The 12,584-nt window shown below is 59.9% G+C and carries 10 protein-coding genes; 6 read left to right on the forward strand and 4 right to left on the reverse strand.

Features of this window, described 5'->3' with window-relative positions; genetic code table 11:
* Nucleotides 1-17: 17 nt before the first annotated feature.
* The 6 genes from rlmKL (at nucleotide 18) to rmf (ending at nucleotide 8,075) form a co-directional block, all read left to right on the forward strand.
* A complete protein-coding gene (rlmKL, locus tag SSARUM_RS08475; RefSeq protein WP_089185444.1) occupies nucleotides 18-2,144 on the forward strand; it encodes a bifunctional 23S rRNA (guanine(2069)-N(7))-methyltransferase RlmK/23S rRNA (guanine(2445)-N(2))-methyltransferase RlmL in 2,127 nt (708 codons plus the stop codon).
* A 5-nt stretch (nucleotides 2,145-2,149) separates the two neighbouring features.
* Nucleotides 2,150-4,054: an ABC transporter ATP-binding protein gene (locus SSARUM_RS08480; RefSeq protein ID WP_049195835.1), complete on the forward strand. Its 1,905-nt coding sequence runs from the start codon at nucleotides 2,150-2,152 to the stop codon at nucleotides 4,052-4,054.
* A 73-nt stretch (nucleotides 4,055-4,127) separates the two neighbouring features.
* Nucleotides 4,128-5,444 (forward strand): membrane integrity-associated transporter subunit PqiA, encoded by a 1,317-nt coding sequence (gene pqiA / locus SSARUM_RS08485; RefSeq protein ID WP_071883795.1) that lies wholly within the window; start codon nucleotides 4,128-4,130, stop codon nucleotides 5,442-5,444.
* The gene (pqiB, locus tag SSARUM_RS08490) at nucleotides 5,431-7,077 is read left to right on the forward strand and encodes an intermembrane transport protein PqiB (RefSeq protein ID WP_033646578.1); all 1,647 of its coding nucleotides are present in this window, start codon (nucleotides 5,431-5,433) and stop codon (nucleotides 7,075-7,077) included. The genes pqiA and pqiB overlap by 14 nt, the downstream gene beginning before the upstream one ends.
* The gene (gene pqiC, locus SSARUM_RS08495) at nucleotides 7,074-7,634 is read left to right on the forward strand and encodes a membrane integrity-associated transporter subunit PqiC (RefSeq protein WP_033646576.1); all 561 of its coding nucleotides are present in this window, start codon (nucleotides 7,074-7,076) and stop codon (nucleotides 7,632-7,634) included. The genes pqiB and pqiC overlap by 4 nt, the downstream gene beginning before the upstream one ends.
* Before the next feature lie 270 nt (nucleotides 7,635-7,904).
* Entirely contained in the window at nucleotides 7,905-8,075 is a 171-nt protein-coding gene (gene rmf / locus SSARUM_RS08500; RefSeq protein ID WP_004928150.1) for a ribosome modulation factor, read from the forward strand.
* Between the two features lie 63 nt (nucleotides 8,076-8,138).
* On the opposite strand, the gene fabF is transcribed toward rmf, so the two are convergent.
* The 4 genes from fabF to SSARUM_RS08520 form a co-directional block, all read right to left on the reverse strand.
* The gene (fabF, locus tag SSARUM_RS08505; protein WP_033646574.1) at nucleotides 8,139-9,416 is read right to left on the reverse strand and encodes a beta-ketoacyl-ACP synthase II; all 1,278 of its coding nucleotides are present in this window, start codon (nucleotides 9,414-9,416) and stop codon (nucleotides 8,139-8,141) included.
* Nucleotides 9,413-9,940, reverse strand: a complete 528-nt coding sequence (locus tag SSARUM_RS08510) for a winged helix-turn-helix transcriptional regulator (protein WP_033637890.1) — start codon at nucleotides 9,938-9,940, stop codon at nucleotides 9,413-9,415. The genes fabF and SSARUM_RS08510 overlap by 4 nt, the downstream gene beginning before the upstream one ends.
* A gap of 302 nt (nucleotides 9,941-10,242) precedes the next feature.
* Nucleotides 10,243-10,761: a bifunctional 3-hydroxydecanoyl-ACP dehydratase/trans-2-decenoyl-ACP isomerase gene (gene fabA / locus SSARUM_RS08515; RefSeq protein WP_004928144.1), complete on the reverse strand. Its 519-nt coding sequence runs from the start codon at nucleotides 10,759-10,761 to the stop codon at nucleotides 10,243-10,245.
* Between the two features lie 68 nt (nucleotides 10,762-10,829).
* Nucleotides 10,830-12,578 carry an AAA family ATPase gene (locus SSARUM_RS08520; protein WP_033646573.1) on the reverse strand — a complete coding sequence of 583 codons (1,749 nt, stop codon included), beginning with the start codon at nucleotides 12,576-12,578 and terminating at the stop codon, nucleotides 10,830-10,832.
* Between the last annotated feature and the right edge of the window lie 6 nt (nucleotides 12,579-12,584).

Below are 12,584 nucleotides of genomic sequence, written 5' to 3' on the forward strand. Positions count from 1 at the left end.
TTGGTGATAAGCACGATATGAACTCTCTGTTTGCCAGCACGGCGCGTGGATTGGAAGAACTGTTAAAAAGCGAGCTGGAAGCGCTTGGCGCTCACGACTGCAAAGTGGTGCAGGGTGGAGTACATTTTCAGGGTGACGATCGTCTTCTGTACCAAAGCCTGCTGTGGAGCCGCCTGGCTTCGCGCATTCTGTTGCCACTGAACGAATTCCGCGTGCACAGCGATCTGGATCTGTACCTCGGGGTGCAGGCGATCGACTGGCCGAGCATTTTTGGCGTGGATAAAACCTTTGCCGTGCATTTCAGCGGCGTGAACGAAGAGATCCGCAACAGCCAGTATGGCGCGCTGAAGGTGAAAGACGCCATCGTCGACAGCTTCACCCGCAAACTCGACCAACGCCCGACGGTCGCCAAGCAGCAGCCGGATATTCGCGTTAACGTCTTCCTGCAACGCGATATGGCCAGCGTGGCCCTCGATCTGAGCGGTGAAGGCCTGCATCAGCGCGGCTACCGCGATCTCACCGGCCAGGCGCCGCTGAAGGAAAACCTGGCGGCCGCCATCGTGCTGCGTTCCGGCTGGCAGCCGGGCACGCCGATGCTCGATCCGATGTGCGGCTCCGGCACGCTGTTGATCGAAGCGGCGATGATCGCCGCCGATCGCGCGCCTGGCCTGCACCGCCAGCACTGGGGCTTCAGCGCCTGGAATGGCCACAACGCCGAACTGTGGCGTGAAGTCACCGCCGAAGCGCAGGTGCGCGCGCGCCGGGGCCTGCAGGAAACCGCCTCTCGCTTCTTCGGTTCCGATATCGATCGCCGGGTGATTGAGATGGCGCGCGGCAACGCCCGCCGCGCCGGCGTCGCCGAGCTGATCACTTTCAACGTCGGCGACGTGGCGCGCTTGACCAATCCGCTGCCGGAAGGCCCGCACGGCACCGTGATCAGCAATCCGCCGTACGGTGAGCGTCTGGAAAGCGAACCGGCGCTGATCGCGCTGCACAACATGCTGGGCCGCGTGATGAAAAGCGCCTTCGGCGGTTGGCAACTGTCGCTGTTCAGCGCCTCGCCGGAGCTGTTGAGCTGCCTGCAGCTGCGCGCCGAGCGCCAGTTCAAGGCGAAGAACGGCCCGCTGGAGTGCGTGCAGAAAAACTATCAGCTGGCGGCGAACCCGGCCGGCGCCACTACCGGCGGCGTGCAGGTGGCGGAAGATTTCGCCAACCGTCTGCGCAAAAACTTGAAGAAGCTCGACAAGTGGGCGAAACAGCAGGGCATTGAATGCTACCGCCTGTACGATGCCGATCTGCCAGAATACAACGTCGCGGTGGATCGTTACGGCAGCAAGGTGGTGGTGCAGGAGTATGCGCCGCCGAAAACCGTCGATGCGCAGAAAGCGCGTCAACGCCTGTTCGATGTGATCAACGCGACGCTGGCGGTGCTGGAATTGCCATCGAATCAGCTGATCCTGAAAACGCGCGAGCGGCAGAAGGGCAAGAATCAGTACGAGAAGCTGGCGCAGAAGGGCGAGTTCCTGCTGGTGGAAGAGTATAACGCCAAGCTGTGGGTTAACCTGACCGACTATCTCGATACCGGCCTGTTCCTCGATCACCGTATTGCGCGCCGCATGCTGGGCGAGATGAGCGGCGGCAAGGACTTCCTCAACCTGTTTGCCTATACCGGCACCGCCAGCGTGCACGCCGGGTTGGGCGGCGCGCGCAGCACCACCACGGTGGACATGTCGCGTACCTACCTGGAATGGGCGGAGAAGAACCTGCGCGCCAACGGCCTGACCGGCCGTCAGCATCGGCTGATCCAGGCCGACTGCCTGTCGTGGCTGAGCAACGCCAACGAACAGTTCGACGTGATCTTCATCGATCCGCCGACGTTCTCCAACTCCAAGCGGATGGAGAACACTTTTGACGTGCAGCGCGATCATCTGGCGCTGATGAAAGATTTGAAACGGTTGCTGCGCCGCAACGGGACCATCATGTTCTCGAACAACAAGCGCGGTTTCCAAATGGATATGGCAGGGCTGAGCGCGCTGGGCCTGGAGGCGAAAGAGATCACCGCCAAGACGCTGTCGCAGGACTTTGCCCGTAACCGTCAGATCCACAACTGCTGGCTGGTGACTCACGCCGGCGAAGGAAAATAATTACTATGTCGTTAATCAGCATGTCCGGCGCCTGGCTCTCTTTCAGCGATGCGCCGCTTTTAGACAACACCGAAATTCATATCGAAGACAACGAGCGCGTGTGTCTGGTCGGGCGCAACGGCGCCGGCAAATCCACGCTGCTGAAGATCCTCGGCAAAGAGATCCCGCTGGACGACGGCCGGGTGATCTACGAGCAGGATCTGATCGTGGCGCGCCTGCAACAGGATCCGCCGCGCAATATCGGCGGCAGCGTGTTCGACTTCGTGGCCGAAGGCGTCGCGGAGCAGGCGGAACACCTGAAGGCGTACCATGCGATTTCCCATCTGGTGGAGAGCGACCCTAGCGAGAAAAATCTGGCGCGCATGGCGCAAATCATGGAGATCCTCGATCACCAGGGGCTGTGGCAGCTCGACAGCCGCATCAGCGAAGTGCTGCTGCAGCTGGGGCTGAACGGCGACGCCGAGCTTTCCTCGCTGTCGGGCGGCTGGCTGCGTAAAGCGGCTCTGGGCCGCGCGCTGGTGAGCTCGCCGCGCGTGCTGTTGCTCGACGAACCGACCAACCACCTGGATATCGAAACCATCGACTGGCTGGAAGGCTTCCTGAAAGAGTTCGACGGCAGCATCGTCTTCATCTCGCACGACCGTTCGTTTATCCGCAACATGGCGACGCGCATCGTCGATCTGGATCGCGGCAAGCTGGTTTCCTGGCCGGGCAATTACGATCTGTATCTGCAGAGCAAAGAAGAAGCGCTGCGGGTGGAAGAGCTGCAAAACGCCGAGTTCGATCGCAAGCTGGCGCAGGAAGAGGTCTGGATCCGTCAGGGCATCAAGGCGCGCCGTACCCGTAACGAAGGCCGCGTGCGTGCGCTGAAGGCGCTGCGCGTCGAGCGTTCGCAGCGCCGCGAAGTGATGGGCACCGCCAAGATGCAGGTGGAAGAGGCGACCCGCTCCGGCAAAATCGTGTTCGAGCTGGAAAACGTCAATTATCAGGTGGGCGAAAAAGTGCTGGTGCGCGATTTTTCCGCCCAGGTACAGCGCGGCGACAAGATTGCGCTGGTGGGGCCGAACGGCTGCGGCAAAACCACGCTGCTGAAACTGATGCTCGGTCAGCTGAAAGCCGACAGCGGCCGCGTGCACTGCGGCACCAAGCTGGAAGTGGCCTATTTCGATCAGCACCGCGCGGATCTCGATCCGGAGCGCACGGTGATGGACAACCTGGCGGAAGGCAAACAGGAAGTGATGGTCAACGGTCGTCCTCGTCACGTCTTGGGCTACCTGCAGGACTTCCTGTTCCACCCGAAACGCGCGATGACGCCGGTGAAGGCGCTGTCGGGCGGTGAACGTAACCGCCTGCTGTTGGCTAAGCTGTTTCTGAAACCGAGCAATCTGCTGATCCTCGATGAACCAACCAACGATCTCGACGTCGAAACGCTGGAGCTGCTGGAAGAGCTGATCGACGGCTATCAGGGCACCGTGCTGCTGGTCAGCCACGATCGTCAGTTCGTCGACAACTCGGTGACCGAGTGTTGGATCTTTGAAGGCAACGGCGTGATCAACGCTTTCGTCGGCGGTTACTACGATGCGCATCATCAGCGCGCTACGGCGAAACCGATTCGTCAGGCGGCGCCGAGCACGAGCAAACCGGCGGCGGAGAAAAAGGCCGAGCAGCCGAAGAAAGCGGCGGCCAAGCTGAGTTACAACCTGCTGCGCGAACTGGAACAGTTGCCGCAGCGGCTCGAACAGCTGGAGGCGGAAATCGAAGCGCTGCAGGCGCAGATGAGCGATGCCGACTTCTTCACGCGGCCGCACAGCGAAACGCAACAAGTGCTGACGGCGCTGGCTAACGCCGAGCAGGCGCTCGAGCAGGCCTTCGCCCGCTGGGAAGAGCTGGAAGCGATGAAAAACGGCTGACCGTTGCGATACCGCCCGCGCGCTGCTGCGGGCGGTATCGACGTGCCGGTGAGCAACGTTATTTAGGAGGAATATGGTGTGTTCCCACAACAATCATCAGCAGCATAGTCATTCCGCACCTTCGGCGGAGCACCAGGATAACCTGATGCTGTGCCCGCAGTGCGACATGCTGGTGGCGCTGCCGCCGCTGGCCTATGGCAGCAAAGCGGTCTGCCCGCGCTGCAAAACCACGCTCAGCGCCCGCTGGGACGAGCCGCGCAAGCGGCCGATCGGTTACGCCCTCAGCGCCCTGTTCATGCTGGTGCTGGCCAACATTTTCCCGTTTATCAACATGCGCGTCGCCGGCATCGGCAATGAAATCCGGCTGATTCAAATTCCGGAAGTCATGGTGGCGGAAGACTACGCCAGCATGGCCACGCTGTTTATGGTGTTCGTGCAGCTGATCCCGGCGTTTTGCATGGTGGCGATCATTCTGCTGTGTGCCAAAGTGCGTTTGCCGCTGGGGCTGAAAGAGTGGATGGCCCGGGTGCTGTTCCAGTTCAAGACCTGGTGCATGGTGGAAATTTTCCTCGCCGGGGTGCTGGTCAGCTTCGTCAAGCTGATGGCCTACGGCGATATCGGCATCGGCAGCAGCTTCGTGCCTTATTGCCTGTTCTGCCTGCTGCAGGTGCGCGCCTTCCAGTGCGTGGATCGGCGCTGGCTGTGGCAGGACATCGAACCGGCGCCGCGCCTCGATCGCCCGCTGACGGTGGGGCGCACCGGCATGCGGCAGGGCGTGCGCTCTTGCGCCTGCTGCACGGCGATCCTGCCGGCCAATCAGGTGCGCTGCCCGCGCTGCCACACCAACGGCTACGTGCGTCGCCGCCACAGCCTGCAGTGGACGCTGGCGCTGCTGGTGACCTCCGTCATGCTGTACATTCCGGCCAACCTTATGCCGATCATGGTGACCGAGGCGCTGGGCAACAAAATGAACTCCACCATCATGGCGGGGGTGATCCTGCTGTGGGGCGACGGCTCTTATCCGGTGGCGCTGGTGATTTTCATCGCCAGTATCATGGTGCCGTCGCTGAAAATGCTGGCGATCGGCTGGCTGTGCTGGGATGCCAACGGCAGGAAGAAACCGCGCGCCGACAGCGAGCGCATGCATCTGATTTATGAAGTGGTCGAATTCGTTGGCCGCTGGTCAATGATCGACGTGTTTGTGATCGCCGTATTGTCGGCGCTGGTGCGAATGGGGCAGTTGATGAGCATTTACCCCGCGACGGGCGCCGTGCTGTTCGCGCTGGTGGTGATCCTCACCATGTTCGCCGCCATGACATTTGATCCCCGGCTGACCTGGGATCGCGCAAGTGAAACAATCAACAAGGAGCCGCAAGGTGACGGAAAATAATCATAGCGTCGCGGACGTCGAGAAGATCAAGCGCTGGTCGCCGGTGTGGATCATTCCCATCGTGACCGCGCTGATCGGCGCCTGGATCCTGTTTTACCACTTCAGCCATCAGGGGCCGGTAGTGACGCTGGTCACCACGACGGCGGAAGGGCTGGAAGCGGGTAAAACCAAAATCAAAAGCCGCAGCGTGGACGTCGGCGTGGTGGAAACTGTCACGCTGAGCGAGGATCTGAGCAAGGTGATGGTGCAGGCGCGCCTTAATTCGGGCATGGAGAAATTGCTGCGCCAGGACTCCGCCTTCTGGGTGGTGAAGCCGCAGATCGGCCGTGAAGGCGTCTCCGGGCTGGGCACGCTGCTCTCCGGCGCCTATATCGAACTGCAGCCGGGCAACAAGGGCAAAGACGGCAAAGACAACTATCAGCTGCTCGACGCGCCGCCGCTGGCCTCTCCGGATGCCAAAGGGCTGCGCATCGTGCTGGACAGCGAAAGATCGGGCCAGCTCAACGCCGGCGATCCGGTGCTGTTCCGCGGCTACCGCGTCGGCTCGGTGGAAACCAGCTATTTCGATCCTAAAACGCGCGCCATGCGCTATCAGCTGTTCATTACCGCGCCTTACGATCAGCTGGTTACCACCAACGTGCGCTTCTGGAAAGACAGCGGCGTGGCGTTCGACATGTCGGCGCAGGGCATGCGGGTGGAGATGGGGTCGCTGACCACCCTGTTCAGCGGCGGCGTCAGTTTTGACGTGCCGGAGGGCTGGGATCGCGGCGAACAGGCGAAAGAGAAGGCGGAGTACCAGCTGTTCGACAACCAGCGCAGCACGCAGGATTCGCTGTATACCGTGCATAAGGACTACCTGCTGTTCTTCTCCGACTCGGTGCGCGGCCTGCAGCCGGGCGCCCCGGTCGAGTTCCGCGGCATTCGTCTGGGCACGGTGGCGCAGGTGCCGTTCTACAAAGAGGGGATGGCGCAGCGCCTGGACAACGATTACCGCATTCCGGTGTTGATCCGCATCGAGCCGGATCGCTTCCAGAAAGAGCTGGGCGGCAATTTCGATATCGAAGGGCATTTGAAAGACGCCGAGTCCCGCGGCATGCGCGCCTCGATGAAGTCCGCCAACCTGCTGACCGGTTCGCTGTACATCGATCTCGACTTCTATCCGCAGGAGAAACCGTGGAAAGGGCCGCGCGAGCTGTTCGGTTATCCGCTGATGCCGACCACCAGCGGCGGTCTGGCGCAGATCCAGCAGAAACTGATGCAGACGTTGGATAAGATTAATTCGATGCCGATCAATCCGATGATCAACGAAGCGACCAAAACGCTGGCGGAAAGTCAGAAAACCATGAAATCGACGCAGCAGACCATGAAGTCGCTGAACGACATCATCGCCAGCAAAGAGATGCAGGCGCTGCCGCAGGACATGCAGAAAACCCTGCTGGAGCTGAACCGCAGCATGAAAGGGTTCCAGCCTGGTTCGCCGGCTTACAACAAGATGGTGGGCGATATGCAGCGCCTCGACCAGGTGTTGCGTGAGCTGCAACCGGTGCTGCGCACCCTGAATGAGAAGAGCAACGCGCTGGTGTTTGAAGCCGCCGGCAGCACTGACCCTCAGCCGAAGAAGGCCACGAAATGATGAAATGGATCCCGGTAGCCCTGGCGCTGTTGCTCAGCGCCTGCAGCAGTTCGCCACAGAAGACCTACTATCAGTTGCCGGCGCTGGGTGCGCCGGCCGCGGCCGGCAGCAGCGGTGCCTCCACGCGCCAGCTGTGGCTGGAGCACGTGAGCGTGGCGGATTATCTGGCGCAGAGCGGCGTGGTGTATCAGACCAACGACGTGCAGTATGTGATAGCGCAGAACAATCTGTGGGCCAGCCCGCTCGACCAGCAGCTGCAGCAAACGCTGGTCACCAACCTGAGCAGCGCGCTGCCGGGCTGGGTGGTCTCTTCGCAGCCGATGAGCAGCGATCAGGATGTGCTAAACGTCACTATCAGCGGCTTCCACGGCCGCTTTGACGGCAAGGCGATCGTTCGCGGCGAGTGGGTGCTGAACCGCCAGGGGCGCTTGATCAAACGGCCTTTCAGCCTGGAATTGAAACAGGGCGAGGACGGCTATGATGCCCTGGTGCGCACCCTGGCGCAGGGCTGGCAGCAGGAAGCTCAGGCTATCGCAGCACAGATGGGCGGCATTTAGTCATAATTTGGTCTAAAATCGTCTAATCCCTGTCAGCGTGAAAATTCGGTTTTCTTCGCTGGCAGGGATTTCTATTTAATTTCAAACGGTTAAATCCTTCCCCGGCAGATCAGCCACTTAGCACTTTCCTCGGGCGTAGCTCACAATTATGACATTGGCGTGAATTTTGCGCATTGATCTTCTCTTCTTTTAGCGCTATTGATTACTCGTGGCTGCGCAAAAAGCAGCCATTGTTTTCTTTCCACCAGACCAAAATGAGGGAAACGAGGCATGAAGAGACAGAAACGCGATCGTCTGGAAAGGGCGCATTCGAGAGGGTATCAGGCAGGTATTTTAGGGCGTTCCAGGGAACATTGTCCCTACCAATCATCGGTGGACGCCCGGTCTCAATGGCTGGGAGGTTGGCGAGAAGCCATGGAAGACAGGGCTGTGACCGCTTAAGCGGCTCCCTGTCAAATAAAAGGAATAACCTCCGCCTTTGGCGGAGGTTTTTGTTTGTGCCGTTTATTCGTCCTGCCAGCGTTTCAGTAAAATACTCGCATTCACGCCGCCAAAGCCAAAGCCGTTTGATAAGGCGTAGGTCATATTCATCGATTCCGCCCGTTTCGCGACCAGATGCAAGCCTGCCGCCGCCGGATCGGGGTTATCCAGATTCAGCGTTGCAGGAGCTATCTGATCGCGCAGAGCCAGGGCGGTAAAGATGGTTTCCAGCCCGCCGGCGGCGCCGAGCAGGTGCCCGGTCGCTGATTTCGTCGAGGTCACTGCGACAGTCCCGGTGGTGCCAAACAGGTGCTTGATGGCATTGATTTCGCCTAAATCGCCTACGGGTGTCGAAGTCGCGTGCGCGTTTAAATGCTGAACCTCTTCTGGGGCGACATTCGCCTGCTTCAACGCGATTTTCATCGCCCGATAGGCGCCGTTGCCGTCTTCAGCGCCGGAGGTCATGTGGTAGGCGTCGGCGCTGGTGCCATAGCCGACGATTTCCGCGAGCGGCGTAGCGCCGCGCACCCGCGCATGCTCCAGCGTTTCAATCACCAGCATGCCGGCGCCTTCCCCCATGACAAAACCGTCCCGGGCGCTGTCGAAAGGCCGGGAGGCCTGTCGCGCCAACTCGGCCGGTGCGGTGGACATGGCGCGCGCGGCGGCGAATCCGCCCAGGCTTACGGTGTCGATAGCGGCTTCGGTACCGCCGCACAGGGCGATATCGGCCTCATCATTGCGGATCATACGCACCGCGTCGCCAATGGCCTGCACGCCGGCCGCACAGGCGGTGACCGGTGCGCCAATCGGGCCTTTGAAGTGATGCTTGATGGAAACGTGACCGGCCGCCAGATTGACCAGGAAAGAGGGGATGGTGAATGGCGACAGGCGCTTGGCGCCGCGGCTGTCCGTAGTGCGCACCGCCTGGGCAATGGCCGGGAAGCCGCCAATGCCCGAGGCGATGACGGTGGCAGTTCGCTCTTGTTTTTCCTCCGTATCGGCTATCCAGCCGGCCTGACGAACGGCTTCATCCGCCGCCGCCATGGCAAACAGTATAAAGCGATCCATTTTCTTTTGGTCCTTGGGGGCGACGGACGCGTCTGGGTTGAATCCCGCCTCGGCATCTTGCGCCAGTTCGGGGACTTGCCCCCCGACCTTGACCGGCAAATCTGCAATGATCTCGTCAGGCAAAGCCCGAATGCCGGACTCTCCTTTTAATAAACGTTGCCAGATGGCCTCCACGCCGCACCCTAACGGTGAAACGGCGCCCATGCCGGTAATAACGATACGACGATTGCTCATGACTGCTCCTTGGTGAGTTCGGATAAATCGGCGAGGCGCCGCTGCCGCATTAGTTCGGCGCGTTGACGTATGCCGTCATTTGCCGCAGGCCCCGGTGCCAACGTAATAAACTGCGGCGGCACCTGCTGTTGGGTCTCGACGTTGATCAACTGGACCTGGATCGGCCGATCGGTGCGGCCGTCGACTAACAAGGCGCTAATGTCACCGTCGATCAAATGGCGATTGCCCCATTGTGAGAGAGCGGCCAGTACGGGAAGAAAATCGTTGCCGCGTTCGGTGAGCAGATATTGATAGCGAACCGGCCGCGTTTGATAACGTTGCTTATGCAGAATGCCGTGGGCCACTAAATCCTTCAGGCGTCGGGCCAGGAGAGTGGGTGAAATCCCCAGACTTTGTTGGAATTCGTCGAACTTGGACAATCCCTGAAAGGCATCACGCAGGATCAGGATGCTCCACCATTCTCCGACGCGATCTAACGAACGTGCGACGGGGCAAGGTGTATCGCTAAAGCGGGTTTTTTGCATATCGCCTCTTTGTGGATACATTTATTGTAGTTACATGATAGCTATACTAGGCGATTTTGAGGGGCAAGAAAATGACCGGATGGAAAAAACCGCTATCGCGTCGGTGCGGGCTGCGGGGAGAGGCCTCGCTCAACTGGCCTGCGTTCGGGTAGGAATAGGGTGGAGACAGGGGGAAAAACGTTTCGGCAGCGGGCAATTAAAGGAGGTGAGTAGTCTTTAAACGAGAAGTGAAAGAAATGCCATCACGCTGGGCGTGATGGCATGCGAAGAGGAAGACGATGGCCGCCTTCTCCTCAGCGTGATCAGAACGCTGTGGTGTCCTTGAACAGGCCCACTTTCAGATCGGTGGCGGTATAGATCACTTCGCCGTCAACCAGCACTTCGCCATCGGCGACGCCCATGATCAGCTTGCGGGTGATGACGCGTTTGAAGTTAATGCGGTAGGTCACTTTCTTCGCGGTTGGCAGCACCTGGCCGGTAAACTTGACTTCACCGACGCCCAGCGCGCGGCCTTTGCCTTCGCCACCCAGCCAACCGAGGTAGAAACCGACCAGCTGCCACATCGCATCCAGGCCCAGGCAGCCTGGCATGACCGGATCGCCGATAAAGTGGCAACCGAAGAACCATAGGTCCGGATTAATATCCAGCTCCGCTTCCACATAACCTTTGTTGTGAGTTCCGCCGTCTTCGGTCATCTTGACCACGCGGTCCATCATCAACATGTTACCTGCCGGCAACGGTGGGCCACCGGCGCCGAACAGCTCGCCACGGCCGGATGCTTCGAGGTCTTCTTTCGTATAGGAATCGCGTTTATCTACCATGTTCTCAGTAAGCCTTATTTTAATGAAGGACGCAGGTTAGCTAACACGTGTACGCTGAACAAGTCCGATCAGCCGTGGTTGAACCAGTTGAGCCAGCGCAGCGGCCACGGACGACGGCGTTCCTGCAGGCTCACCTGCGCAATCCGTTCCTGAATGGCCGCCAACAAGTTCGGCTGTTGTTCGTCAGAGTAGAGGCAACCTGTGAGCAAAGGCAAGGCTTCCGCCGCGCTCTCTACCGCCCACAGATGGAATTGCCCTTCGCGTACCGCGTCGACGACATCCTGGCGCAGGCACAGGTGGCGCACGTTGGTCGCGGGCAATACGACGCCCTGTTTGCCCGTCAGGCCGCGGCGCAAACAAACCTCGAAGAAACCTTCGATCTTTTCGTTAACGCCACCTATCGGCTGTACGTTGCCGAATTGGTCGACGGAGCCGGTGACGGCGATCTGCTGGGTGATCGGTTGCTGTGACAGGGCGCTGATCAACGCGCACAGTTCAGCCAGCGAGGCGCTGTCGCCGTCTACTTCACCGTAAGATTGCTCAAAGACGATGGAAGCGGAGAAGGGTAACTGCTGATCCAGATCCAGCTCGGCGATCAAAAACGCCTGCATGATCATCATGCCTTTAGCGTGCAGGTTGCCACCCAGTTCGGCTTTGCGCTCGACGTCGGTGAACTCGCCGTCGCCGAGGTGCACAACGCAACTGATGCGCGACGGTTCGCCAAAACTGCGTGGATGGCCGGGATAATCCAGGACTGACAGGCCGTTGATTTGCCCGATCACTTCACCCTCGGTCTCAATCAGAATCTGGCCCAGCTCGATTTCATCCTGCATACGTTCGGCCAGATAGCTTTCACGCCATTCGCGGGCATTTAACGCCGCTTCGAACGCTTTGGCCGTAATGCGATCTTCTTCGGCATACAGTGCGGCTTCGGACAGCTGCTGGCCAAGCCAAACCGGCGAGAGTGGCAGGATGCCCTGGTCGCCACTGTAACGCACGGCCTGAACGATCAGCGGCGCCCAGGCGTCGCTCGCCAGCATCGGCAACTGCTGGTCGGCAATCACGCCATTGACGTAGCCGCACCACTGCGCCATATCATCAACTTCAGTCAGCTGCAGATCGTCTTCGAATTCACCGTAGACCGCTTGTTCACTCAGTTCCGGCTCGATATCGTGAAAATCGGCCAGGCCGTGGCGATCGCCGACCACAATCAGCCGCAGCTCCAGCGGCATTGGCGGAATGGCTACCGGCAGCGGGCGGGTTTCGTCTGGCGAAACCCAATGGAACTGACGTTGGCCGATCATTTGCTTCAGCCGCAGCCATAGCAACGGCTGAGCCAACAGGGCACGGGCCGACAGAATCAAAATGCCGCCGTTGGCCTGGTGCACCAGACCCGGCTGCAGGGTGATGTCGCCATTGTGGATCCGTACGCAGCCAAACAGTTGCTCCGGCTCAACCCACTCCTGGAACAGGCAAGCGCCGCCGGCGGCAAAAGGTTCATCGCCACGGCTGGCCGGCTCTACGCTGACTTTGCCATCCTGAATGACATAGTGGCTGCCGCGGCATGCCGTGTTTTTCGGCAGCAGTGGCGTGACGGCGTGAGCGATCAGTTCCAGATACTCTCGTGTTTCTTGCGCCTTCAACAGCATGAAACGCGGTGGCGATTGGGGGTGGCAAAATAGCGTCAGGGCATTTTCCAGCCGAGGCTGAATGGCGGAAAAGGGCACGGGTGCCAACTGAGCGGCGGTATCAAATATCGCCTGATAAGGCGTTACGTCCGGCAATAAAGATTGCCATTCAAGTCGGTTATTGGTCAAAGTGTT

Origin of the sequence: Serratia sarumanii (assembly GCF_029962605.1) — a bacterium.
In the GTDB taxonomy this organism is placed as follows: Bacteria; Pseudomonadota; Gammaproteobacteria; order Enterobacterales; family Enterobacteriaceae; genus Serratia; species Serratia sarumanii.